Annotated in this window: 24 protein-coding genes; 10 read left to right on the top strand and 14 right to left on the bottom strand. The window is 62.3% G+C overall.

Annotated features, from left to right (window positions below; translation table 11 throughout):
- Positions 1 to 4: 4 nt before the first annotated feature.
- On the top strand, positions 5 to 1627 hold the full coding sequence (locus EWM57_RS07935; RefSeq protein ID WP_129920600.1) for a hypothetical protein: 1623 nt from the start codon (positions 5 to 7) through the stop codon (positions 1625 to 1627).
- Here EWM57_RS07935 and EWM57_RS07930 read toward each other — a convergent pair.
- Together EWM57_RS07930 and EWM57_RS07925 are read right to left on the bottom strand one after the other, a co-directional pair.
- Positions 1569 to 2621, bottom strand: coding sequence for a hypothetical protein (locus tag EWM57_RS07930; protein ID WP_129920599.1), 1053 nt, complete (start codon positions 2619 to 2621; stop codon positions 1569 to 1571). The two genes, EWM57_RS07935 and EWM57_RS07930, sit on opposite strands and share 59 nt — an antisense overlap.
- A gap of 8 nt (positions 2622 to 2629) precedes the next feature.
- Positions 2630 to 3907 carry a hypothetical protein gene (locus tag EWM57_RS07925; protein WP_129920598.1) on the bottom strand — a complete coding sequence of 426 codons (1278 nt, stop codon included), beginning with the start codon at positions 3905 to 3907 and terminating at the stop codon, positions 2630 to 2632.
- 34 nt (positions 3908 to 3941) lie between these two features.
- On the opposite strand from EWM57_RS07925, the gene EWM57_RS07920 reads away from it, so the two are divergent.
- The 4 genes from EWM57_RS07920 (at position 3942) to recO (ending at position 8289) form a co-directional block, all read left to right on the top strand.
- A complete protein-coding gene (locus EWM57_RS07920) occupies positions 3942 to 4265 on the top strand; it encodes a 2Fe-2S iron-sulfur cluster-binding protein (protein ID WP_129920597.1) in 324 nt (107 codons plus the stop codon).
- Positions 4266 to 4428: 163 nt separating this feature from the next.
- Positions 4429 to 5055 carry a thymidine kinase gene (locus tag EWM57_RS07915; protein WP_242510014.1) on the top strand — a complete coding sequence of 209 codons (627 nt, stop codon included), beginning with the start codon at positions 4429 to 4431 and terminating at the stop codon, positions 5053 to 5055.
- Between the two features lie 56 nt (positions 5056 to 5111).
- Positions 5112 to 7478, top strand: coding sequence for a type IX secretion system anionic LPS delivery protein PorZ (porZ, locus tag EWM57_RS07910; RefSeq protein WP_129920596.1), 2367 nt, complete (start codon positions 5112 to 5114; stop codon positions 7476 to 7478).
- Between the two features lie 88 nt (positions 7479 to 7566).
- The gene (gene recO, locus EWM57_RS07905; RefSeq protein ID WP_129920595.1) at positions 7567 to 8289 is read left to right on the top strand and encodes a DNA repair protein RecO; all 723 of its coding nucleotides are present in this window, start codon (positions 7567 to 7569) and stop codon (positions 8287 to 8289) included.
- A gap of 81 nt (positions 8290 to 8370) precedes the next feature.
- Here recO and EWM57_RS21545 read toward each other — a convergent pair whose 3' ends face one another.
- The 5 genes from EWM57_RS21545 to EWM57_RS07880 all read right to left on the bottom strand — a co-directional run bounded on the left by EWM57_RS21545 (position 8371) and on the right by EWM57_RS07880 (position 12083).
- A complete protein-coding gene (locus EWM57_RS21545; RefSeq protein ID WP_129920594.1) occupies positions 8371 to 8820 on the bottom strand; it encodes an FKBP-type peptidyl-prolyl cis-trans isomerase in 450 nt (149 codons plus the stop codon).
- A 2-nt stretch (positions 8821 to 8822) separates the two neighbouring features.
- Positions 8823 to 9389, bottom strand: coding sequence for an FKBP-type peptidyl-prolyl cis-trans isomerase (locus EWM57_RS07895; protein ID WP_165370453.1), 567 nt, complete (start codon positions 9387 to 9389; stop codon positions 8823 to 8825).
- 63 nt (positions 9390 to 9452) lie between these two features.
- Positions 9453 to 9947, bottom strand: coding sequence for an FKBP-type peptidyl-prolyl cis-trans isomerase (locus tag EWM57_RS07890; protein ID WP_242510013.1), 495 nt, complete (start codon positions 9945 to 9947; stop codon positions 9453 to 9455).
- Between the two features lie 77 nt (positions 9948 to 10024).
- On the bottom strand, positions 10025 to 11002 hold the full coding sequence (locus tag EWM57_RS07885) for an FKBP-type peptidyl-prolyl cis-trans isomerase (RefSeq protein ID WP_129920591.1): 978 nt from the start codon (positions 11000 to 11002) through the stop codon (positions 10025 to 10027).
- A 37-nt stretch (positions 11003 to 11039) separates the two neighbouring features.
- Positions 11040 to 12083 carry a DHH family phosphoesterase gene (locus tag EWM57_RS07880; protein WP_129920590.1) on the bottom strand — a complete coding sequence of 348 codons (1044 nt, stop codon included), beginning with the start codon at positions 12081 to 12083 and terminating at the stop codon, positions 11040 to 11042.
- A gap of 317 nt (positions 12084 to 12400) precedes the next feature.
- Here EWM57_RS07880 and EWM57_RS07875 point away from each other — a divergent pair, with 317 nt between their 5' ends.
- The gene (locus EWM57_RS07875; RefSeq protein ID WP_129920589.1) at positions 12401 to 12820 is read left to right on the top strand and encodes a nucleoside-diphosphate kinase; all 420 of its coding nucleotides are present in this window, start codon (positions 12401 to 12403) and stop codon (positions 12818 to 12820) included.
- 166 nt (positions 12821 to 12986) lie between these two features.
- Here the strand turns inward: EWM57_RS07875 and EWM57_RS07870 are convergent, their stop codons facing one another.
- Entirely contained in the window at positions 12987 to 14270 is a 1284-nt protein-coding gene (locus tag EWM57_RS07870; RefSeq protein WP_129920588.1) for a nucleoside permease, read from the bottom strand.
- A 489-nt stretch (positions 14271 to 14759) separates the two neighbouring features.
- On the opposite strand from EWM57_RS07870, the gene EWM57_RS21120 reads away from it, so the two are divergent.
- Genes EWM57_RS21120 through EWM57_RS07860 form a run of 3 tightly spaced genes read left to right on the top strand, consistent with a single transcriptional unit; the run spans position 14760 to position 16007 of the window.
- Complete coding sequence (locus EWM57_RS21120) at positions 14760 to 15071, top strand: hypothetical protein (protein ID WP_165370452.1); 312 nt, start codon at positions 14760 to 14762, stop codon at positions 15069 to 15071.
- Positions 15072 to 15118: 47 nt separating this feature from the next.
- A complete protein-coding gene (locus EWM57_RS21115; RefSeq protein WP_165370451.1) occupies positions 15119 to 15709 on the top strand; it encodes a hypothetical protein in 591 nt (196 codons plus the stop codon).
- Entirely contained in the window at positions 15693 to 16007 is a 315-nt protein-coding gene (locus EWM57_RS07860) for a winged helix-turn-helix domain-containing protein (RefSeq protein WP_242510012.1), read from the top strand. The genes EWM57_RS21115 and EWM57_RS07860 overlap by 17 nt, the downstream gene beginning before the upstream one ends.
- Before the next feature lie 72 nt (positions 16008 to 16079).
- Here the strand turns inward: EWM57_RS07860 and EWM57_RS07855 are convergent, their stop codons facing one another.
- The 4 genes from EWM57_RS07855 to EWM57_RS07840 all read right to left on the bottom strand — a co-directional run bounded on the left by EWM57_RS07855 (position 16080) and on the right by EWM57_RS07840 (position 18503).
- Entirely contained in the window at positions 16080 to 16688 is a 609-nt protein-coding gene (locus tag EWM57_RS07855) for a superoxide dismutase (protein ID WP_129920587.1), read from the bottom strand.
- A 111-nt stretch (positions 16689 to 16799) separates the two neighbouring features.
- On the bottom strand, positions 16800 to 17246 hold the full coding sequence (locus EWM57_RS07850; protein WP_129920586.1) for a nucleoside deaminase: 447 nt from the start codon (positions 17244 to 17246) through the stop codon (positions 16800 to 16802).
- A gap of 98 nt (positions 17247 to 17344) precedes the next feature.
- Positions 17345 to 17908, bottom strand: a complete 564-nt coding sequence (locus tag EWM57_RS07845) for a hypothetical protein (protein WP_129920585.1) — start codon at positions 17906 to 17908, stop codon at positions 17345 to 17347.
- A gap of 130 nt (positions 17909 to 18038) precedes the next feature.
- Positions 18039 to 18503, bottom strand: a complete 465-nt coding sequence (locus tag EWM57_RS07840; protein WP_129920584.1) for a T9SS type A sorting domain-containing protein — start codon at positions 18501 to 18503, stop codon at positions 18039 to 18041.
- Positions 18504 to 18773: 270 nt separating this feature from the next.
- Here EWM57_RS07840 and aspS point away from each other — a divergent pair, with 270 nt between their 5' ends.
- Entirely contained in the window at positions 18774 to 20540 is a 1767-nt protein-coding gene (gene aspS / locus EWM57_RS07835; RefSeq protein ID WP_129920583.1) for an aspartate--tRNA ligase, read from the top strand.
- A 64-nt stretch (positions 20541 to 20604) separates the two neighbouring features.
- On the opposite strand, the gene EWM57_RS07830 is transcribed toward aspS, so the two are convergent.
- Both EWM57_RS07830 and EWM57_RS07825 read right to left on the bottom strand, forming a co-directional pair.
- On the bottom strand, positions 20605 to 21225 hold the full coding sequence (locus EWM57_RS07830; RefSeq protein WP_129920582.1) for a translin family protein: 621 nt from the start codon (positions 21223 to 21225) through the stop codon (positions 20605 to 20607).
- Positions 21226 to 21248: 23 nt separating this feature from the next.
- Positions 21249 to 22298 (bottom strand): phytanoyl-CoA dioxygenase family protein, encoded by a 1050-nt coding sequence (locus tag EWM57_RS07825; protein ID WP_207218283.1) that lies wholly within the window; start codon positions 22296 to 22298, stop codon positions 21249 to 21251.
- Positions 22299 to 22566 lie beyond the last annotated feature (268 nt).

The raw sequence follows: 22566 nt of genomic DNA, 5'->3' as shown, positions 1-22566 counted from the left end.
ACTTATGAGTTCTGAATTGCAGCCAGGGCGGTACCGCCAGTTCATAATTCATAGTTCAGCATTCCTAATTCTATTACTCTGCCTGCTGCTGCCGACCCGCAACTCCACGCTCGACGCCTGGTACTACGCGGCCTGCGTACGCCATGGGCATGAGCTGCTGCTGCCCCACCACCTGCTCTATAACCCCGCGGGCTGGCTGTGGGTGAAGCTGCTGCACCTGCTGGGTTTGCTCCCCGACACGCTGGCCGCCCTGAAACTGCTCAACGCCCTGGCCGCCGGCGCCACGCTGCTCACCCTGACCCGCCTGCTGCGCCGCCTTGGGCAGCCCGACCGCCGCATTGCCGCCTGGACGCTAGTGGTGGGCGCCAGCTTCGGGCTGCTGCGCTTTGCCACCGAAAATGAAGCCTACGTGCTGCCGGTGCTGTTTTCAATGTTGGGCAGCCTGAGTTGGACGCGCTACCGGCTGGCCGCCGCTCTCCGCCTCCCGCCGCTGCTGGCGGCCGGCTTCTGGGCGGCACTGGCCTGCCTGTTTCACCAGATTCACTTTTTCTGGTGGCTGGGCTTGCTGCTCGGTACCGGCTGGTACGGCCGCCGCAAAGGGTTAGAACTGCTCGTTTTCGCGCTGCCGGCTTTGCTGGTGCCGGCGGCCTACGCGGCGGCCCTGTCCGCCTGGAACGAGCCGCTGACGGTGCCCGCCCTGTGGCGGTTCGTGTTTCACGACTACTACGCCGGGCTGGCGGGGGGCTCCGGGTCCGGGCATGGCGTTCTGCTGACGGTGGCTAACCTGGTGCGCACCTTTGTACAGGTCCACGGCTCCCTGACGGTCCTGGTCCGGGCCTTTCCGGTGCTGTATCTGGTGCTATTCAGTTGCGCGGGCTTCTTTGGCTGGGCCGCCTGGAGCGGCTGGCGGAGCTTCCAAAACCGGCTGGCCAGGACTGAGTTGGCTCCGACCGGGACCCTGGCTGCCGTCAGGCGCACGCACGGCCTGATTCTGATCCTGCAGCTGGCATTTGCGGCCTACTCGGAAGGCAACGCGGAGTTTATGGTGATGCTGCCGGCCCTCTTCGCCGTGGTGGGGAGTGGCCTGGCGTGGCTGCCGGCCCGCAGCCTGGGGGCGGCGGGCGCCGGCATGCTGCTCTGGAACCTGGCCTTCGGGCTGGTGCCAAGTCACTTTCTGCGCTTTACCAACACGGCAGCCCTGCTGACGGCTATTCCAGCCCAGCCCCGCACTTGGTTTCTGCTCGACAATCACAACCTGGTGCTGAACCAGCTGCACTACTACTCCGGAAATCCCGTGGGGCCGCCTAACGTGCTGCCCGCGCCCACGCTGCTAGTGCAGCGGCCGGGGCAGTCGGCGGCCTGGGTGCGGGCTTGGGTGCAGGCCCAGCATAGGGCTGGCCGCCGGGTGCTCACCGACTGCCTCGGCAGCCCGCGCCTGCTCGACCGGGCCCAACTCGTGTATGGCGACCAGAACGCGGCCCTGCTGCGCGGCTTCCGCGCAGTCCGCCTCGACTCTTTTCCAACATTCTTCGGGCCGCGCTACCTGACCGAGATTCTGCCGCCGGCTTCTACGTCGCCGCTGACCCCGAACCCAGGCGCAGCCAGCGGAAGGCCGGATGAAAAGTGAGCAGCTGGGCGCAGGCCACCGCAAAAACCGGGGCGCCCAGGTAGCCCATCCGGCCCAGGTCGCCAGACAGCAGCATATGCACTAGCACCACGGCCACGAATGACGCCCCAGCCCAGCCCAAGGCCAGGCGGGTGCCAGCGGTGCCGCGCCAGCCGGCCAGCAGCACCAGCCAGAAGAAGCCGAAGATGCTGAAGATTTCCCCCACGCCCTTCACCGAAAACAGCCGCCGCAGCGAGTAGAGCAGGTTGTGCAGGTGGTCCAGGGCATTAGCGACGCTTTCCTGGGGAGCTGAGCCGGCCTGCCCGTCAATCCAGTGGCGCACGGCGTAAGTTATGGCTCCAGCCAGGGCCAGCAAGGCCAATTGCCGGGGCCAGGCCAGGGTGCGGGAGCCAAACACGAGCAGCCACGGCACGAGAAATACAAACGACTCCTTGGCCAGCGGCCCCAGCAGGATACAGGCGACCAATGCCCCCGCAGAGCCACTGGTTGCCCCGAAAAACGCCAAGGCAAACACGAGCATGTACAGGCTGTCGACCAACGGCAGGCCGGCAATATACACGGCCCAGCGGCTGGCCAGCACTGCCACTACGGCTAGCGCCGCCGCGCCCGGGAAGGCGCCAAACTGCAAACAGCTGCGGAAGATAAACAGCCCCGCCGCGGCCAGAACCAAGGTGTTGACCACATAGAAGGCCAGCCGCAGGGGCCAGTCGGTGGCGGCGCGCTGGGGCCAGACGCGGGCATAGACCTGCTCCAGGGGCCAAGCCGCCGCCGCCGCCGCGGCCGGCACCAGCACCCGGTAGCGCCGCGTGAGGCTGACGCCCTTGAACTCCCCACGGGCAATGCTGAGGTAGCTGCGCGTGTCGAGGGAGTGGGAGAAGTCGTAGTGCACGTACATGGTGTAGGCGCTGCCAGCCAGCACCCCCACGCACAGCAGATACACCAGCAGCAGCTGCCGCCAGCGCATCACAGGCCCAACCTGCCGGTTAGCAGCCACGAGCCCGGCTAGGCAAATTTGCGGTCAATAAGCTTGAGCAGCTTATTGATGTGCTCCTCCTTGCGGACCCAGCCGTACTGCCGGCCCAAATCCTCGGTTACGTAGCGTTTGGCCGCGTCGGCGTCGGGCAGGGAATCAAGGTGCTGAATGGCGGTGTGGTACTCCATATTCTCCCCATTGAACAGCTCGTTGATGAAGCTGAAGCGCTGGTTGATGGAAATGGCCTCCCGCAACGATTCCACCTTCGGCGCCGACTTATCGGCCAGGGTCGTCGTGGGATGCTCCGCGCGCAGGGTTTCGCTGAGCGGGGCTGGGGCGGCGTGCTCAGCTTTGAGCTTCTGGTAGAGCGGTACGGCGCCGGTTTGAGCCGTTTCCGCCAGGGGCCGCCGCGGTGCTTCCGGTGCCGCCGCGGCCTGCACGGGTGCCACCGGCGCTGCCGGAGCGGGGGCCGGGGTGACGAATTGCGGAGGAGCCACGGGTGGCGCAGGCAGCGTTGGGGCCACTTCCGATGCCGACGCTTCTGCAGCTGTTGGTGCCGCATCGGGCGGGCTTACGGGCGCGGGTTTGGCCGGCTCCGGCGTTGGCTCCACTACAGCGCTGGGCGGGGCAGGAGCAGCGGGCGCCGCCGGCGCTGGAGCCGGGGCGGCCACCGGGCCGTCAGTCCACAGGTCGGCAATGGTCAGGGGCAGCAGGGCGCTGAACTCACCCACGAGCTTTTCCAGGGGCTGGTGGTTTTTGTAGTTGGCTTCCTGGTAGAGGCGGAACCGGCCGGCCAGAAACTCCCGCTCCAGGGCTGTGCCCGGCGTCAGCGTGTCGATAAAGCCCTGAAACAGCGGCTTGTCGATGTCAAGGTAGCGGAGCGTGTCGCGCAGCTGCTCCACGGTGGTCGTGGGCTGCGGGCCGAGCAGCTTGTCCTCAAACGTCTGGCCCGAATCCGTCACCACGCCGAGCGTGTCGCTGATGGCGCGGGCCAGCAGGGGCTCAAACGCCTCGCGGCTCACCTTGATGCGCCGCGAGAGGGTGTTCATAAACTGGGTCAGGGCCTGGCGCACGTCGTCGGCCTCAAAGTCGAAGTAAGGACTGCGCAGGCGGGCCATTTCGCCGGTCCACTGGGCCAGCAGCTGCTGCACCACAAACAGGTTGACCTGCCGGATGGGAGTGAAACGAAGCACCGCGGGGCCGTCGAGGGTGGCGGTGGGCTGGGTGGCAAAATGCTGGTCGCAGAGGTGGGCGGCCAGCCGGCGGCCGTATTGTTCGCGCTTGGCGTGGCTATATTTGTCTTTCATCGAAAGCCTGATTCAACGGGCAATTTAGGTAAAGATGCCCACTCTAACCGTGCAAAACCTGCCTGGCGCCGTACTCCACGTGCCCGCCGGCGCTACCTTACTCGCCGCCCTGCACGCGGCCGGCTTCGACTGGATGCACGCCTGCGGGGCCAAGGGCCGCTGCACCACCTGCCGGCTTGAAGTCGTGAGTGGCCTCGAACACCTAACGCCGCCCACCGACGCGGAGTTGCGCTACCGCGCCGCTGGCCGCCTGCTGCCCCACGAGCGGCTTACCTGCCAGACCCGCCTGCCCGCCGGCGACGTGACGGGGCGCACGCCCGAGGCTACCCAGCTGCCCCACCAGCGCTACACCCCCTGAGGCCGGGCCAAAATCTTTTCCGCGCCGCTACCGCCCTGACTGCCTGTTATCTGTTTTCTGGTGGGCCGGACCGGGCTTGGGCCGCCGGGCCGAAAGCCGTACTTTAGACGTTCCGTCCGGCCGCCTGGCCCCGGACCACTGGTCACTACAAACTGCTACCCTTGTGTTTATAGAACCCCGCGTCGGCACCAGCCGCGAAATGAATGCCCGCCGGGGCTGGATTGAAGTGGTCTGCGGCTCCATGTTTTCGGGTAAGACCGAGGAGCTGATTCGCCGCCTCAACCGCGCCAAGATTGCCCGCCAGCGGGTTGAAATCTTCAAGCCCGCCCTCGATACGCGCTACCACGAGCTCGACGTGGTGTCGCACAACGCCAACAGCATCCGCTCCACGCCCATTCCCATTGCCCAGGAAATGCTGCTGCTGGCCGGCTCCTGCGACGTGGTGGGCGTCGACGAGGCTCAGTTCTTCGACGAGTCATTGGTAGATGTGTGCGTGCAGCTGGCCAACCGCGGCTCCCGCGTGATTGTGGCCGGCCTCGACATGGACTTTCTGGGCAAGCCCTTCGGCCCCATGCCCGCGCTGATGGCCGTGGCCGAGTACGTGACCAAGGTGCACGCCGTGTGCGTGTGCTGCGGCGAAATTGCCTCCTACTCGTTTCGCATCACGGCCTCGGAAAGCAAGATCCTGCTCGGCGAAACTGATTCGTACGAGGCCCGCTGCCGCCCCTGCTTTCTCGACGGCATGCGCGAGAAAAATACCGAGCCCACCAGCGCCGCGGCTAAGCACTAATCCGCGCGGGAAGGCGTTAGCTTTCCAGGTTTTCTATCCGCTGCTATTTCTTGCCCATGAGTGTTTTGCTACGCGCCCGCCGGTGGTCCGGCCTCCTGTCTTTCCTGCTGCTCCTGACCAGTGCCGCTGCCGTTCGGGCCCAGAGCACGGCCGGCTTCGGCGACTGGCAGCTGCACCTGCCCAACAACCGCGCCCGGGTGCTAGCCGATGCCGGCAACCGCATCTACGTGGCGGCTGAAGACGCTTTTTTCGTCTACGACAAGGAGCTCAACACCACCCAGCTGCTTTCCCGCCGCGACGGTCTGCACGACGTGGGCGTGAGCACCGTGGCCTACGATGCCACCACCAAGCAAACCCTGGTGGCCTACACCAGCGGCAACCTGGACGTGCTCGGCGACGACGGCTCCATCCGCAACATCAGCGACATTGCCCGCAAGCAGCTCACGGGCAGCAAATCCATCAACCACATTTTCTTCAACGGCAAGCTGGCCTACCTCTCGTGCAACTTCGGCCTGGCGGTGGTTGATATGGTAAAGCTGGAAGTGCGCGACACCTACGGCAACATCGGCCCCAACGGGCAGCCCGCCCAGGTCTACGTGACGGCCATTGCCAACGGGACCCTGTTTGCGGGTACTTCGTTTGGGGTTATGCGCGGCCGCCTCACCGACAACCTGTTTGACTACCGCCGCTGGACCATCGACTTGCCCGACAACTCCGGCGGCACCAACCCCAAGTACCGGACCATGGCCGTGATGGGCGACCGGGTTTACGTCGGGGCCGACTTCAGCAATATCTTCTGCTACAACTGCTCGGGCCCCGGCTGGCAGCCCGTGTTTTCGGTGTACGCCGACCGGTACCGCCAGCTGACGGCTTCTCCGGCCGGCCTGCTGATTGCCAGTGAAAGCAATAGTGCCCCGACGTTATCCATTCTGAAAGCCGATAACACCGTTAGCCGCCTCGGCACGGCCGCCCTGGTGCCCCGGCCCCAGATGGCGTTGCAGGACAAGTCGGGCACGTTCTACATTGCTGACCTGCAAAGCGGCCTGCTCAAGACGACCAATGGACAGCAGGTGGAGAAGTTTGTGGCCAATGCCCCCGCGTTTGCCCGCTCGTTCAGCATCCTGGCCGACGCCCGTACCAACACCGTTGACATCTTCAGCGGGGGCTATTTTGACCGCTACCTGCAGCAGGACTACCGGGCCGGCTTCTACGAGTACAAGGATGGCCGCTGGACCAACTTCACGGACGAGAACTATCCGAGCCGGGCCGACTACCCCAACCTGAAGGACCTCACCCGCGGCGCCCGCACCCCCGATGGCACGCTCTACATTGCTACCTACGGCGACGGGCTACTGCAGTGGAAGGGCCCCGGGCAGTTCAAGCAGTTCACTCTGGGTACACCCGGCGTACCGTTGTACTCGGCCGACGCCCTGCGCAACGACCCACTCTACACCCGCATCACTGACGTGGCTACCGACGGCTCGGGCAACGTGTGGATGGTCAACCGCCACCAGAAAAGCGGTATTCCCGGCCTAGTGATTTACAACTCTACGGCCAACACCTGGCGGAGCACGGCGTACTTCCCATCTTCGGAAAACCTGGAGCGGCTGGCCCTCGACGACAACGGCTACGCCTGGGTTTCGCAGGCGCGCCTGGGGGGCAACGGCATGGTGTGCTACGACGATAAGACCAAGGGCGTCCGCTACTTTGCCAGCGGCGGCGAAGGCCTGCCCTCGGGCGAGGTTTACGACGTGGTGAAGGACCGCAAAGGCGATATCTGGGTGGCCACCAGTAAGGGCGTGGCGGTGTACAATGACCCCAGCCAAGTGTTTCTGGCCGGCAACGGCGTCGACTTCCGCACGCCCATCGTGCGCCGGGGCCCCAGCTCGGGCTTCCCGGCCCTGCGCGACGAAGTGGTGCACGCCGTGGCCGTGGATGGAGGTAACCGCAAGTGGTTTGGTACCGACCGGGGCCTGTGGCTCTTCAACGAAGACGCCGACGAGGCCCTGCAGCACTTCACGACCGAAAACAGCCCCCTGCCCACCAACAATATCGTCGATATTGACATCAACGACCGGACCGGCGAGGTTTTCGTGGCCACGACCGGGGGCGTGGTGGCCTACCGGGGCTCGGCCACGGTGACGGAGGGTAAGGTCTCGTGCGCGAAAGTGTCGCCTAATCCCGTACGCACTGATTTTACCGGCGAAGTGGGTATTTCCGGTCTGGCCAACAACGGCTACGTCAAAATCACGGACGTGACCGGCAAGCTCGTCTACCAAACCCGGCCCAGCGGGGGTACCGTGGTCTGGAACCTGACCGACTACAACGGCCGCAAAGTGCAGTCGGGCGTATACTTGGTGCTCTCCTCTGATGCCGAAGGCAAGAACGGCTGCATTAGCAAGGTGGCGGTAGTGGCCAAATAAGGCGCCGCCGGGCCGGCCGGGACTGTTTTTGCGCCGGCCGGTGTTCTACTGTCCGGGCCCGTCATCCACGAATCCAGCCCAGCAACGCATGCTTATCAAGACCCGGGGCATTGTCCTGAACTACATCAAGTACCGCGAAACGTCCATCATTGCCCGGGTGTATACCGAGCGGCTGGGCCTGCAGACCTACATCGTCAATGGGGTGCGCAAGGCCAAGCCTCCGGGGCGCATTGCCCTGTTTCAGCCCTTCACCCTGCTCGACCTAGTGGCCTACACCTCCCGGCAGGGCGGCATCACGCGGCTTTCGGAGTTTCGGTGCGCCATTCCCTTCAGCACCCTGCCCTACGACGTGCGCAAGAGCAGCGTGGTGCTGGTGCTATCCGAAATTATGGGCCGCACTCTGCTCGAGGAAGAGGAAAATGAGCCGTTGTTCAACTTCTTGCACGATTCCATTCTCGCCTTCGACCAGCAGAAGGAGGGCTTCGAAAACTTTGCCCTGGCCTTCCTGCTCGAATTTGCGGGCTACCTGGGCTTCGGGCCCGAGTCGGGCGAGGAAGTGACCTCCCAGGTGGCTTTTGCCAGCGCCGCCCCGGCCACCAGCGCCCAGGGGCCCGGCCCGGCCGCGCTGCGCTTCCGCGAATTCGACCACTATTTCGACGAGCTGCTGCGCGACCCCACCCGCACCACCATTCCCAACGGCCGGGTCCGCCGCGAACTGCTCGACGTGCTGATTCGCTACTACCAGCTTCACATCGAGAAGCTCGGCGACATTCGCTCTCTCGACGTGCTGTCGGAAGTGCTGGCTGAGTAGGGCCAAAGGAAAACTACCCGCAAGCAAAAGGCCCATCCGGATAGGGTGGGCCTTTTCGTTGGTGCTGACTCCGGCGGGAGGCTACTTGACTTTAACTATTTCCAGCTCGAAGACCAGGTTGGTGTCCGGCGGAATCAGGTAGCGCCGCTCGTCGTCGGGGTTGCGCACGCCCTGGGCGCCGTAGGCCAGCCGGGCCGGAATGGAAACCCAGGCCCGGGCCCCGGCGGGCAGGTGCAGCAGCACCTCGTCCCAGCCCGGAATAACTTCCCCGCGGCCCACGCGCAGCCGCAACGGCTTGCCCTGGGCCACCGAGGAGTCGAAAATGTGGCCGTCGGGCAGAAAGCCGGTGTAGTGCACCGCCATCCGGTCGCCGGGCTGGGCGGGGGCGCCCGCGCCGGGCTGGCGCACCACGTACCGCACGCCGCTGCTGAGCCGCACGGTGTCGGCGGGAGCGGGGCGGGCGGTGGCTGCCGAAGCCGTCAGCAGCAACACCAGCACTACAACGGGCCAGAGGCGGGTCAGGGCTGCCAACGCTACTTGACCTTGGAAATTTCCATGTAGAACATCAGCGGCTCATCGGCGGGGATCAGGGCCGAGCCGGTCGGACCGTAGGCCATGTACGAAGGAATAAACACCCGCTTACGAGTGCCCAGCTTCATGTTCTTGATGGCCTCGTGCCAGCCCTTGATAACGGCGCTCTGGTCGACCAGCACTTCGAAGCACTGGCAGAGCGTGCGGTTGCCGAACGACTGGTCGAAGATAACGTCTTCGCGGCTGGCCTTGATAAAGCGGCCGGTATACTTCACCTGCACCGTCTGCCCGCTGACCACGTTAGGACCGGTCCCATTGGCTACGGTATCGGCATCCACCAGGTACACGCCCGACTCCAGGCGCTGGTACTTGCTGCTGTTGATGTTGTGGCGGGTGAAGTAGTCCTGGATTTCGGCGTCGTCGATTATCTTCTGGGCCTCTTCGTGCTCCCGGAATGCTTTCTGAGTGCTGGTTTCCTTCTTGCAGGCGCTCAGCAGCGAGGTCAGAGCCAGCAGGGCTACGACCAGGCGGGTGAGCCCGAATTGTTTCGTTGAAATGTTCATCATCATACTTAAAGGAGAAAAAACGGCCGGACCGGGTTGCATAGGGTCCGGGGCGCCGTTGTTTCAGAGTTACCGGACATCCACGAGCTGCACCTCAAACTGCAGGGGCGCATTTTTCGGAATCGAGGGCGGGGAGCCGGCTTCACCGTAGGCCAGCGCCGACGGAATCAGCAGCAGGCCTTTGTCGCCCTTGTGCATCAGGGCAATGCCCTCGTCCCAGCCCTTGATAACCCGGCCCTGACCCAGCACGAAGCTGATGGGCACGTTGCCGTGGCGGGCCGAGGCGTCGAAAATGGTCCCATTCAGCAACTTGCCGGTGTAAAGCACCGACACGGTCCGGCCGGCCTTGGCCTGCACGGCCACGCTGTCGGTGGTGTAGGGCACGTAGTACAGGCCCGACTCCTGCCGCTGGGCGTTGGTAATCTGGTTGTCGGTCAGGTACTTGTTGATGAGCTTGTCATCAATCTTCACGTAGTCCTTCTTGCAGGCGCTGAGCAAACTGCCGGCGCCGAGGACTGCCACCAGCAGAAAGCGGCGGGCCGGGCTGAAAACGCGTTTTTTCATGGAGTGCTTCATGCAAAAAAAAGCCGTCGCACCCGTCCCAAGGGCGCAGGTACGACGGCCTGTATGTGCGCTAACGACTACTTAACGTCAACCAGTTCCACGTCGAAACGCAGGGGGGCATCGGCCGGAATGTCCTGGCCGGCGCCGCGCTGCCCGTAGGCCAGCGACGACGGAATCAGCAGCGTGGCCTTAGTGCCCTTGTTGAGCAGGGCAATGCCCTTGTCCCAGCCCGGAATCACCTGGCCCACGCCCAGCGGAAACTCGATCGGCTTGTTGCCCATCTTCTCCGACGAGTCGAACACTTTGCCGTCGAGCAACGAGCCCTTGTAGAGTACCGACACGGTCTGGCCCTGCTTGGGTGCGGCGCCGGTGCCGGGCTTGGTTACCACGTAGTAGATGCCCGAGGGGTCCTTCTTGGCCGTCAGGTTGTTTTTCTTGATGTAGTCCTGCAGAATCACGTCGTCCTTCTTGATCTGCTCTTCCGCGTAGGCCATCATCTTTTTCTGCTGCTCCTCCATCTGCTTCTGCTGGTCGGCCGTAGCCTCCTCGCGGGTCTGGAGCTTGTCGGCCTTCACGTACATGGTCATGAAAGCGGGCTCAGCCTTGGCATCTTTGCCGGCTTTGGGCTTCATGAACGGTGGCACGGGCTGCTTGAACGACTTGGCGAAAATCGTGTCCACGTTGAAGCGGAAGATGGCCGAGTCGCCGGGCTGGAGCATGGCAATGGCTTCCTCGATGCCGCCCTTCACTTTCACGTCCTGGAGCTCAATGCGCATCGGCAGGCCCTGCTGCTTGCGCGAGTTGAACAGGATGGAGTCTTTGTAAGTGCGGTACTCCACGTTCAGCGCCAGGATCTTGCCCAGGCGGGACTTGTAGGTTTCGTCGCCGGTGGCGGCTACTTCCCGGCCGCTGTATTTGCCGCCTTCGTTTTTGAAGACTTTGTACTCAATACCGGAGGGAGTCTTGGCGAAATCACCGCCGCCCTTGGTGCAGGAGGCTAGGCTCATGACGCCGGCCGCCAGGGCCAGGCTCAGAAAATTGCGTTGAAGGAGCATGAAAAGGGAAGAATTGGAAAGAAGATTTTGGGGCAAGTTACGCCGCGGGCGGCGCAACCGCTAACGGGGCCGTCACAAGCTGGGTCTGGTAGGCGGGCAGCAGGTCCAGGAAGCGCTGCACGGTCACGTCGAGCGGGTCGTGGCTGATGCCGCCGGACGCGTTGTGGTGGCCGCCGCCATTGAAGTTTTTGCGGGCAAACTCATTGACCGAGAAGTCGCCAACCGAGCGGAAGGAAATCTTGACGGCCTGGCCCCGGTCGATGAGCACGGCGGCAAACACGACGCCCTCGATGCTGAGCGCGAAGTTGACCAGCCCCTCGGTGTCCCCGGTTTTGGACTGGTACTGGCGCAGCTCGTCCTGAGTAATGGCAATGTAGGCCGTGTTGTATTCGCGCAGCACCACCAGCTTATCCTTGAGCACAAAACCCAGAAAGCGTAGGCGCATCTCGGAGTGGGAGTCGTAGATGCGGCGGTGCACCGACGAAAGGTCGATGCCGGCGTTGAGCAGCTCGGCAATGATCAAATGCACGTTGCGCGAGGTGCTGGGGTGGCGAAACGAGCCCGTGTCGGTCATGATGCCGGCGTAGAGGCTCTCGCCCATGCCCACGTCAATCAAGTCCTGGTCGCCCAAATCCCGGATTACCTCAAACACCAGCTCCGCCGTGGCGGCCGCCTTGGGGTTGGAGAAATCGAGGTCGGCAAACTGCTCGGGCTCGAGGTGGTGGTCGATGAGCACCTTGGTGCCCGGGGCCTGCCGGATGTACTCGCCCATCTCGTTGATGCGGCCCAGACAGCTGAAGTCGAGGCAAAAGATGACCTCCGCCGTGCCAATGATTTCCCGCACCTGCGCGTCGTTGCGCCGCGGGTCATACACGATGACCGAGTCGTTGCCGGGCATCCAGGCCAGGAAATCGGGGTAGTCGGAAGGCGTGACCACCGTGACGTGGTGACCTTTCTTCCGCAGGTAGCCCGCCAGGCCCAAAGACGAGCCGAGGGCATCGGCGTCGGGCTTGTGGTGGGTGGTGATGAAAATCTGCCGGGGCTGCGCGAGCAGCTCCTTCAGTTCGCTGATAGTGGACATTACCTACTGATAGGTGGCTGAAATTCGGCGTGTTAAGCCGGAAGCAAGGCGGCAAAAGTCGGAAATATTCTCCAGATTCCTTGCGCTCCTAACATTCCGGGCCCCGATTTGGGTTCGGGCCGCCGGCCCCACGGCCCGGAAAATCAGCCCAACCGGCTTCCTGACGCTGCCAGTGGCCCCAGCGGCCCGTTGAATTTGGCTTTTAGTTGTCCGCCGTTATTTCTCCGGTAATATTCGGCTACTTTTGTGCCCGCAATTCGCTCAGCGCGTTGCCCTGCTTTTTGCTACCTCATTTTTCAGCCTTAAAACAACTCCCCATGGCCACGAACCGCACGTTCACGATGATTAAGCCCGACGCAACCCAGGAAAACCACATCGGTGGGATCCTGAGCATGATCGAAGAAGGTGGCTTCCGCATCGTATCCCTGAAGAAAGTTCTGCTGACGCCCGAGCGCGCCGGCAAATTCTACGAAGTCCACGCCGAGCGTCCGTTCTACGGCGACCTGGTGAAGTACATGTCGTCGGGCCCCATCGTGGCCGCTATCCTGGAGAAGGACAACGCCGTGGCTGACTTCCGCACCCTGATTGGCGCCACCAACCCCGCCCAGGCCGCCGAAGGCACCATTCGGAAGAAGTACGCCAAGAGCATCGAAGCCAACGCCGTGCACGGCTCCGACTCGGACGAAAACGCCCAGATCGAAGGCAACTTCTTCTTCGGCGCCGACGAGCAGTTCTAAGCTGCCCGGAGCTTTGGTTCGCGCTGCGGTGCGAAAACAATAAAAAATCCCGCTTTGCAGCCTGCAAAGCGGGATTTTTTATTTGCCAAACGTAGACTAGTTATATGCTCTTTTTATACTGCAAAGAGCATAAGGCCGTTAGTTTGGAGCTCACCCTCACGAATGACTAAGCCTGCTCTACCGTCAGCAGAGGCTCGGGGTGAGCGTTGACGGTGGTTTGCGGGTTGTGCTTGTGCTTGAAAAGGATAACGAACAGCACGGCAATAACCAAAGAATACAGGGCGAAGGTCAGCCAGATGCTGTGCCAGTCCTTGGTGCCGTCGGCCATGGTGAAGTAGTTCTGGATGATAATGCCGCTGAGCGAGCTGCCCAGCACGGCCCCAAAGCCGTTAGTCATCATCATAAACAAGCCCTGAGCGCTGGCCCGGATGCTGGAGTCGGTTTGGGTTTCGACGAACAAGGAGCCCGAGATGTTGAAGAAGTCGAAGGCCATGCCGTAGACGATGCAGGACAGGATAATCATCCAGAGGCCCGTGCCGGGATTACCGTAGGCAAACAGACCGAAACGCAGCACCCAGGCAATCATGCTGAAGAACATCACCTGCTTGATGCCAAACCGGCGCAGGAAAAACGGAATAGCCAGAATGAACAGCGTCTCCGAAATCTGGGAGATGGACATGATGATGGCCGGGTAGCGCACGGCCAGCGTGTTCTGGTAGGCGGGCACCTTGTCGAAATCGTGCAGGAACGTGTCGCCGTAGGCGTTGGTGAGCTGCAAGGCGGCGCCCAGCAGCAGGGCAAACAGGAAGAAGGTCGCCATCTTGGTGTCGCGCAGCAGGGCAAACGACTTCAGGCCCAGAGCATCCACGAAAGAGCGGCCCTGCGCATTCTTGGACGGGGGCGGGCAGGCGGGCAGCGTGAAGGAGTAAATACCCAGCAGAATGGCAGCGCCGGCCGCTACGTAGAACTGGCTGGCCGATTTCTCGATGCCCAGCAAGCTCACCGTCCACATGGCTACGATAAAGCCGATGGTGCCCCACACCCGGATGGGCGGGTAGTCCTTGACCACGTCGCCGCCCTTGCTCTTGAGCACCGAGTACGACACGGCAATGGACAATGCCAGCGTGGGCATGTAGAAAATCATGTTCAGCAGCATCACCCAGAACATGCTGGTCGGGTTGTCGACCATCGGCACGGTAAACAGCACGATGCCGCCCAGAATGTGCAGAACACCGAAGAGCTTCTCGGCATTCACCCACTTATCGGCCACGATGCCCATCAGGGAGGGCATGAAGATGGCCGCAATGCCCATGGTGGAGAAGATGGCGCCAAACTCCGCTCCCGACCATTGCTTGGTTTGGAACCAGTACGCGCCAATGGTTATCAGCCAGGAGCCCCAGATAAAGAACTGAAGGAAACTCAATACAATTAAGCGCAGCTTGGTGTTCATGCAGGTTCGGGTTGAAGACGAAGGAAGCGGGGGCTTTTTGTGGATACCGGATTCCTTCCCGTGGGAATTGAGATGAAAAGGGAGAGCAGAGTAAAGTGAGACGCGCTAAGCCGGCCCGCGCAATGGTTGGGGCCTGGGCCGGCTCCGGAAAAATCGGGGAGGGAAATGCGGGGCGGGAGCTTGGATGGCCGGTGGTTCGGGGCTTCGGCTAGAGGCCGGGGCCGCGCCGCGGGCGGCGGGGAAATACTGGTTCCGGAATCGGCGGCGCGCCAAGGAGCCCGGCAAATCTGTGCATAAAGAGAAACGAAAGGAACAAGGCACGCCCGGTAGGAAAAAACCGGACCGTCAAAGATAATGAAAATCAGAAACGGCCAACCCGCGTTTTTCACCCCTGATCCGGCGTCGGAAATAAAGTTTGTCTGGTAATGTAGTTTATATTGTAAACTGGTTTATGTTTGCATCATCCTTCGGAACCAACCTGCTTTCGTCATGCTGCCAGTCCGTTCTTATTCGCGTCGTTCCGGCTTCTTCCGTGGGCCGGCCCCGCTGGTTCGCCAAGCTGGGTGGGCCCTGGCGCTGCTGGGCAGCGGGGTAGGCCTGGGGTTGGTAGCCGGCCAGCCGGCGGCGGTGCTGGGGCTGCTGGCGGCCGTAGCCGCCCTGGCCGCGGCGGCGCTGAGCCTGCTGACGCCGGTCCGGCCCCCAGCGACGCCCCCGGCTCACCCGGCCCCGCGGCCAATGCCGGACCGTCTGCGCGTCAATCCGTTCTTCGACTTTCTGCTCGACGAGCCCGAAGGCCGCTAGGCGGCTCCCGTCGTTCTTCGTTTCCTCGTTTACTGCTACTTTTCCGCATGGAACCCTCCGACAAACCTATGACCGGTGCCGAAAGCCTGCTTCTGATTCAGCAGATGATTCAGGCGGCCAAGGAAGACCTCAGTGACCGGTCCTTCGACTTTCTGTTCTGGGGCTGGCTGGTGCTGGGCGCCGCGCTGGCCAATTACGTGCTGCTGCAAACCGGCTCCGCCCGGCCCTGGCTGCCCTGGGCGCTGATGCCCCTGGGCGGGATTATTACCGGCTTCTACCACTACCAGCAGGAAAAGCACCGCACCGTGCAGACGCCGTTGGGCCAGTTTCTGGGCTTTTTCTGGGCCGGCATGGGCGTGCTGCTGCTGATGATAGTGGGCTTCGGCATGACCCACGGCTGGCAGCTGGCCTACCCGTTCATGATTGCGCTCTACGGGCTGGGCACGTTCGTCACCGGTGGGGCACTACGGTTCCGGCCGCTGGTCTTCGGTGGGGCCGCCTGCTGGCTGCTGGCTACGGCCGCTTTTCTGGTGTCGTTTCCGACTCAGCTGCTGCTGCTGGCCGCCGCGGTGGTGGTGTCCTATATCATTCCCGGGCATCTGCTCAAAGCACGCTTCCGCCGTGGCCGCGCCGTTTGAGGACCTCGACCCGCTGCTGCACTCCCAGCTGCGGCTGGCCGTAATGTCGTTGCTGCTGAGCGTGCGGGAGGCCGAATTCACGTTTTTGAAGGAGAAAACCGGGGCTACGGCCGGCAACCTGAGCGTGCAGCTGGGCAAGCTCAAGGAGGCCGGTTACCTGAGCATGACCCGCGAAATGAACGGCAGCTACCCGCTCACCCGCTGCGCCATCACGCCCCGGGGCATCACCGCATTTGAAGTCTACGTGCAGGCCCTGCAGCGCTACCTGCAGCCCCCAGACTCGGGCTCGACTTCCTGAATTAGCCAGCTTGCACTGCAAAAAAAAGGCCCCGCCGGAAGTGGCGGGGCCTTTTTGTGGAAACCGGGCAGCTTACTGGGCTTCGTTGAAGCGGCGGTTTACCTCGTCCCAGTTGATGAGGTTGTAGAAGGCCGCAATGTAGTCGGGGCGGCGGTTCTGGTACTTCAGGTAGTAGGCGTGCTCCCACACGTCGAGGCCCAGCACCGGGGTGCCTTTGCAGCCGGTGTCGGGCATGAGCGGGTTGTCCTGGTTGGGCGTCGAGCAGATCTGCACCGAGCCGTCGGCCTGCTTGCAGAGCCAGGCCCAGCCCGAGCCGAAGCGCGTGGTGGCCGCCTTGGTGAATTCTTCCTTGAACTTCTCGTACGAGCCGAAAGCCTTGGTAATAGCTTCGCCTACCGCGCCGGTGGGCTCACCACCGCCGTTCGGGCCCAGCACGGTCCAGAACAGGGAGTGGTTCCAGTGGCCGCCGCCGTTGTTGCGCACCGCTGGGGGCACGGTGGCAATGCTGTGCATGAGCTCCTCGAGCGACTTGCCTTCCAGCTCCGTGCCGGCAATGGCGTTGTTGAGGTTCGTGACGTAGGCCTGATGGTGCTTGGAGTGGTGAATTTCCATCGTCTGCGCGTCGATGTGGGGCTCCAGGGCGCTATAGTCGTAGGGCAGCTTGGGCAGTTCGAAAGCCATAAGAAAGTGGTTTAGGGTTGGAAGGAAAAAACGAGGGTGAGTACTAGGGTAATAACCGCCCGGCGGGCTGCATGGTTACGGCGGGGCCGCTGGGAAGAGCTCAAAAGTAGATTATTTCCGCTTTTGGGTGAAGAACTCCTGCATCAGCGCGGCGCATTCGTCGGCCAGGATGCCCGTAACCAGTTCGGTGCGCGGGTGCAGCAGGTTGCCGTAGCGCCGGAAGCCGCGCTTTTCCTCGCTGGCCCCGTACACCACGCGCTTCACCTGGGCCCAGAAGCTGGCGCCCGCGCACATCACGCAGGGCTCCACGGTCACGTAGAGCGTACACTCGGCCAGGTACTTGTTGCCCACGAAGTTGGCCGCGGCCGTCAAAGCCAGCATTTCGGCGTGGGCCGTCACGTCACGCAGCTTTTCGGTCTGGTTGTAGGCCCGGGCAATGATTTGCTTGTCCATCACCACGACCGCGCCAATCGGAATTTCATCTTCCGCCAGCGCGTAGCGGGCCTGCTTGAGCGCCTCGCGCATGTACTGCTCGTCGGAATACAGGGAAAGGGTCATGGGTGGTGAGATGGTGAGTTAGTGAATTAGGGAGTTTGATGTTCAGCTGATGTCAATAGCTCAATAAGAACAACTCACTAACTCACTAAGACGCTGAATCACTTCATAACGATGCTTTTCATCACGGCCTGGGCCGTGGGCTGCCACTGAGCCTGCTCGTCGGCGGGGGCATCGAAGGTGAACACGAAGAGCTGGTCGCCCTGAATGGCGTACTGCACGAGCTGGTACTTGCGAATGGGCGCCAGGTTGGAACCGCGCCGGGTGTCATTCACGCTGGACACAAACTCCAGCGTCACGAAGTCGCGCTTGTTGACGGTGCGGATGTCCTCGGTCAGAAACTGCACCTTGGAGTACATGTTCTGAATGCTGGCTTTGTAAATCTTCAGCAGCAGGGCGTAATCCCGGTCGGTAAAGGTGGTCGGCTTCTGGGCTACGCTGAAGTCGATGCGGCCGGCGGGGTCGGAATACACGGCCAGCGGCCGGCGCGCGGCCGGGTACTTGGCGGCAATACCGTCGTCGGGCAGGGCCATAAAGCCGGCCGGAACCCCCACGGTCAGGGTTTTGGTGATGGCCGTCTTGGTGAGCTTGGGGCCGGCAAACGAAGCCAGCGTGAGCACCAGCAGCAGGGCGGCGAGGCGGGAAAAAAGCGGGTTGGTTTTCATAGTTGCAACGGCAAGGTACTACGAGACGCAGAACGACAAACGGCGGGCGGCCGTGCCCTGGGGGCGGCCCCAAACGAAAACCTCCGAAACCGGACGGGTTTCGGAGGCCAGAATCGGGGCAAAAGCGGGCTTAGCCCTTCTTCACCATTTTGTAAGGATACTTGATGCGGACTTTCTTCCAGTACACGTAGTTGCCGGTTTTGGCCTCTACCAGGTAGGTGCCGGCCGGAATGCGGCCCAGGTCCACGGGCTGACCAGTGTTGTTGGCCGGATCGAGCGTAGTGCTGTAGATGGCCTTGTTCTTATAGTCGGTCATGACCAGCGTGCCGGGCTTGGTAAACTGCTGGGTGAAGCTCAGGAAGATGGTGCCCGAGTTCGGGTCTGGGAAGACGTCGATGCCCGACAGCGTTTCCACCCGTTTGATGGGGCCGCTCAGGGTTACGGGCTCGGCGTCGGTCTGGGCCTTGGTTTTCACCACGGTTCCGGTCGTCTCCGACTTGGCTTTGGTCTTGACCTTGGTGGGGCTGGTTTGGGCCTGGGCGGCCGAGAAGGTAAGCAGGGCAGCGGCGGCAGCCAGCAGAGCGGTACGTTTCATATCGGGAAAGGTGATGGAAGGCAAAAAAGGTCAGGGTCTGGAAGGTGTATTACATACTCCGTACCAAAAAAACGGGGTGGGGGTTGCCGGCCAGACCGAGCCATGCTAACCGGGCTGGCCAGCGGCCCGGAGTGGTTTCTACTGGTCTGACGGCCCCCGCCGGCAGGCGGCGGAGCTTCAGGGCCCACTGCCAGACCACGTTTGCTGCCCTTCCCGACTTATTTTTCTTGCCTACCTTCGCCGGAGTTACCGAACTCAGTGCTCCTTACCATGCTCAGAACGCACACCTGTGGCGAACTTCGCCTCGACCATGTTGGCCAAACCGTTACGCTCACCGGCTGGGTGCAGCGCACCCGCGACGCGGGTGGCATCTCCTGGATTGTCTTGCGCGACCGGTATGGTCTGACCCAGCTGGCGCTGGAAGAAGGCGTGGAAAGCGCCGAGGTGCGCGAGCAAGCCCGTAACCTGGGCCGCGAGTTTGTGCTTAGCGTGACCGGCAAAGTGGCCGAGCGTTACTCCAAAAACGACAAGCTGCCCACCGGCGACATTGAAATCCGGGTTGAGAAGCTGGAGGTGCTGAACCCGGCCAAGCTGCCGCCCTTCCTGATTGAGGACGAAACCGACGGGGGCGACGACCTGCGCATGAAGTACCGCTACCTGGATTTGCGCCGCACCCCGGTGCGCCAGAACCTGATGCTGCGCCACCGCCTGGCCCAGGCCGTGCGCCGCTACCTCGACGGCCAGGAGTTTATCGAGGTCGAGACGCCGGTGCTGATTAAGAGCACGCCCGAAGGTGCCCGCGACTTCGTGGTGCCTTCCCGCATGAACCCCGGCGAGTTCTACGCCCTGCCCCAGTCGCCCCAGACCTTCAAGCAGCTGCTGATGGTGTCGGGCTTCGACCGGTACTTCCAGATCGTGAAGTGTTTCCGCGACGAGGATCTGCGCGCCGACCGTCAGCCCGAGTTCACCCAAATCGACTGCGAAATGGCCTTCGTGGAGCAGGAAGACATCCTGAACACGTTTGAGGGCCTGGTGCAGTACTTGTTTCAGGAAGTGAAGGGCATCGACATCGGGACTTTGCCCCGCATGACCTACGCCGACGCCATGCGTCAGTACGGCAACGACAAGCCCGACACCCGCTTCGACATGCGCTTCGTGGAGCTCAACGACGTGGTGAAAGGCCAGGGCTTCCCGGTTTTCGACAGCGCCGAGCTGGTCGTGGGCATCAACGCCATTACCTGCGCCGCCTACACCCGCAAGCAGATTGATGAACTCACCGATTTTGTGAAAAAGCCCCAGGTGGGCGCCACTGGCCTGGTCTACGCCCGCGTGGAAGCCGATGGCAACGTGAAGTCGTCGGTAGACAAGTTCTACTCCCAGGAAGAGCTCCAGAAGTGGAGCGCGGCCATGGGCGCCAACCCCGGCGACCTGCTGCTGCTGCTGGCTGGCCCCATCGACAAAACCCGCAAGGCCCTCTCGGAGCTGCGCCTGGAAATGGGCCAGCGCCTCGGCCTGCGCCACAAAGACACGTTCAGCCCGCTGTGGGTGGTTGATTTTCCGTTGCTCGAATACCTGGAAGAGGAAGGCCGCTACTTCGCCATGCACCATCCTTTCACCTCGCCCAAGCCCGAGGACATGCACCTGCTCAACAATCCCGATACCATTGGGCAGGTGCGGGCCAACGCCTACGACATGGTCATCAACGGCGTGGAAGTGGGCGGCGGCTCCATCCGCATCCACGACCGGGCCGTGCAGGCCCAGATGTTCAGCCTCTTGGGCTTCAGTGACGAAGAAGCCAAGGCCCAGTTCGGCTTCCTGCTCGACGCCTTCGAGTACGGCGCTCCGCCCCACGGCGGCATTGCCTTCGGCTTCGACCGGCTCTGCAGCCTCTTCGGCGGTGCCGACTCCATCCGGGACTTCATTGCCTTCCCCAAAAACAACTCCGGCCGCGACGTCATGATTGACTCGCCCTCCACCATTTCCGATGCTCAGCTTAAGGAATTGAGCATCGAGACGAAGGTGGTGGAGAAGAAGTAAATATTTTTTTAGCGCAAAATGCAGAAGCGGCTCCTGGTAGATCAGGAGCCGCTTGTCGTTGCTGTCATTTCCAAAACTGCCACCAATGTTTTCTGACGGGAGTTGCCGGCCCTTGGAGAGTTGCCGCTTTTTGAATTACGTCATCGGATAAGGATGGGGGAGCGAGCTTTAAATTGATTTCTTGGTCGAGCTCATTCCAGTGAGCATAGTTCTCGATGGTGTAGTTCTGATAGGGAGCAAGAAACTCTAACGTGTTTTTTTCCAATACTGCCAGATCGGATTCACCTACTGCATCGGCGAGGTCAGCGGTATAGTAAAGGTCATTTACAACGTCGAATTCCCGCTTGGTCAGCAGCTCACCCTCCCATGTAAAGGGTGACAAGCTAAGGGCCGCCTCTACAATGGATTTCTCCTGTCTCAGTACTTGCCCGTAGATAGCGCCAAACAAGGGCCGAGGAGTTGTCTCCGCAGACATACTACCGACGGCTTCGGTTAAAACCGTAAGTGCCTCATCATCATTAGGGCTCAGGGCGAGTTCAATAAAGAAGATATCTGGCTGCTCGTCCCGCAAAATGAAGCTGTCGGCCCACTGCGTTACTTGCTGCTTAGTAAACAAACCTAGACGCAGTCCTTCAGCTAAGATGTTGATTACTTCGGCGTACTCAAATGGGCTTGTAGACGTCATTTCTATAAAAGCCTATAAGCTGCCTACCGCCACGCCATCGTCTCCCGGAAGTCCACCGGGTACATGTTCAGGTACTGCACGATGCGGGGGTAGGTGCCGCGGTTGGGGCTGCTGCCGTGGGGCAGAAAGTGGTGCCAGATAATGAAGTCGCCAGCCTGGGCGGCAATGGGTACGGCCTGCGCGTCGAGGGTGACGTCGCGCGGGTCGGTACCGGCGGGCAACTCCCGCAGCCAGCTTTCCAGGCGGCGGTGAAAGCCGGGCACGCAGCGAAAGGCGCCCTGCTCCGCCGGGGTGTCGCAGAGGTAGAGCAGGCCCTGGGTACCGAAGTGAAAAGGGGGCTGCAGGCTCACGTCCCAGTGCAGCTGGAAGCCTTGGTGAGGTAGGGCCGGCGTTTCGGGCGGGTTGAAGCTGGTCCGGTCGGTAGTCGCCCAGAGGTCGGACGTCTGCCAGAGCTGGGCATAGGCTTTCTGGATCCGGGGAGCGTGGCGGTTGGCCCGCAGCGTAGGGTGGTGGTAGAAATCCATCATGATACCCCTGCCAATGGGCTTCTCGTACCAGGACGCCACGTCGTCAGGCCGCATTTCCAGCATTTCCCAGACGGCCTGTTCGGTGGCCCGCGCCTGCTCCCGCGACACCGCATTGCGGACAATGACGTAGCCATGCTCATCCCAGTGGCGCAAATCTTCCGGGCTGAGCACGTCGTCGAGGGCATCCAGGGCGTGCAGGGGGGCCAGGGCGGCGGCAGTGTAGGGCTGCCCGGCCAGGGTGCTGTTCAGGCGCGCCAGCAGTCCAGCGTCGAGCGGTCCTTCGTTGCGGGCCAGCACCCAGCGCTCAAACTCGGCAAAGTCGGGGCGGGCCTGCATCAGGTAGCTAAGGGTTTCGCCCAGCGCCAGGCCCAGGGCATTGAGCACCAGGTTGTCGAAACGCCAGTCCTGCTCGGTGCTGTCGGCCGCCTGACCGGTACCGTTGGCGAGTTGGCGCGCCCAGAAGCGCTTTAAGTGCCGAACGCCCAGGCTGCCCATTTCGGCGGAGCTGATAGTAGGGGAAGGCAGGGGAGAAGATGGTATGAGCATTGATTTCGGAGAATAGCTGGCCGTACCCGAAGGGTAGGAAACTGTGGCAGTAGTCGACTAAAGTGCCCAGGCGGAAGTAGCCCCACCGACGCCCAGACAAGATAAGGCTTGCGCCCGAATGTGGGCCGTGCGGAGCAGACTGGCTGGTCGAGGCCACGCTGCACCCGAGCTGGCGGGGCCCAAGCTGCCGGGCTGGAGTATGGGCAAACGGCGGGAAATACCTAGGTTGCAGCCCCGTGGGCCGGCACCCGACCTACGGCCGAAGTAT

It is taken from the genome of Hymenobacter persicinus (assembly GCF_004167665.1).
In the GTDB taxonomy this organism is placed as follows: Bacteria; Bacteroidota; Bacteroidia; order Cytophagales; family Hymenobacteraceae; genus Hymenobacter; species Hymenobacter persicinus.
Note: the sequence above shows the minus strand (reverse complement) of the source record. Positions and strands in the feature narration are given on the sequence as shown.

Bases quoted from the DNA above. Each gene is read 5' to 3' on its own strand.
- EWM57_RS21115 (WP_165370451.1), top strand. From the start codon at position 15,119: ATGGAACCCTCCGACAAACCTATGACCGGTGCCGAAAGCCTGCTTCTG.
- EWM57_RS07895 (WP_165370453.1), bottom strand. From the start codon at position 9,389: ATGATGATGAACATTTCAACGAAACAATTCGGGCTCACCCGCCTGGTC.
- EWM57_RS07845 (WP_129920585.1), bottom strand. From the start codon at position 17,908: ATGAAAACCAACCCGCTTTTTTCCCGCCTCGCCGCCCTGCTGCTGGTG.
- EWM57_RS07870 (WP_129920588.1), bottom strand. From the start codon at position 14,270: ATGAACACCAAGCTGCGCTTAATTGTATTGAGTTTCCTTCAGTTCTTT.
- porZ (WP_129920596.1), top strand. From the start codon at position 5,112: ATGAGTGTTTTGCTACGCGCCCGCCGGTGGTCCGGCCTCCTGTCTTTC.
- EWM57_RS07890 (WP_242510013.1), bottom strand. From the start codon at position 9,947: ATGAAAAAACGCGTTTTCAGCCCGGCCCGCCGCTTTCTGCTGGTGGCA.
- EWM57_RS07925 (WP_129920598.1), bottom strand. From the start codon at position 3,907: ATGAAAGACAAATATAGCCACGCCAAGCGCGAACAATACGGCCGCCGG.
- EWM57_RS07875 (WP_129920589.1), top strand. From the start codon at position 12,401: ATGGCCACGAACCGCACGTTCACGATGATTAAGCCCGACGCAACCCAG.
- EWM57_RS07825 (WP_207218283.1), bottom strand. From the start codon at position 22,298: ATGCTCATACCATCTTCTCCCCTGCCTTCCCCTACTATCAGCTCCGCC.
- EWM57_RS07885 (WP_129920591.1), bottom strand. From the start codon at position 11,002: ATGCTCCTTCAACGCAATTTTCTGAGCCTGGCCCTGGCGGCCGGCGTC.
- EWM57_RS21120 (WP_165370452.1), top strand. From the start codon at position 14,760: ATGCTGCCAGTCCGTTCTTATTCGCGTCGTTCCGGCTTCTTCCGTGGG.
- EWM57_RS07880 (WP_129920590.1), bottom strand. From the start codon at position 12,083: ATGTCCACTATCAGCGAACTGAAGGAGCTGCTCGCGCAGCCCCGGCAG.
- aspS (WP_129920583.1), top strand. From the start codon at position 18,774: ATGCTCAGAACGCACACCTGTGGCGAACTTCGCCTCGACCATGTTGGC.
- EWM57_RS07920 (WP_129920597.1), top strand. From the start codon at position 3,942: ATGCCCACTCTAACCGTGCAAAACCTGCCTGGCGCCGTACTCCACGTG.
- EWM57_RS07935 (WP_129920600.1), top strand. From the start codon at position 5: ATGAGTTCTGAATTGCAGCCAGGGCGGTACCGCCAGTTCATAATTCAT.
- EWM57_RS07840 (WP_129920584.1), bottom strand. From the start codon at position 18,503: ATGAAACGTACCGCTCTGCTGGCTGCCGCCGCTGCCCTGCTTACCTTC.
- EWM57_RS07830 (WP_129920582.1), bottom strand. From the start codon at position 21,225: ATGACGTCTACAAGCCCATTTGAGTACGCCGAAGTAATCAACATCTTA.
- recO (WP_129920595.1), top strand. From the start codon at position 7,567: ATGCTTATCAAGACCCGGGGCATTGTCCTGAACTACATCAAGTACCGC.
- EWM57_RS07850 (WP_129920586.1), bottom strand. From the start codon at position 17,246: ATGACCCTTTCCCTGTATTCCGACGAGCAGTACATGCGCGAGGCGCTC.
- EWM57_RS07855 (WP_129920587.1), bottom strand. From the start codon at position 16,688: ATGGCTTTCGAACTGCCCAAGCTGCCCTACGACTATAGCGCCCTGGAG.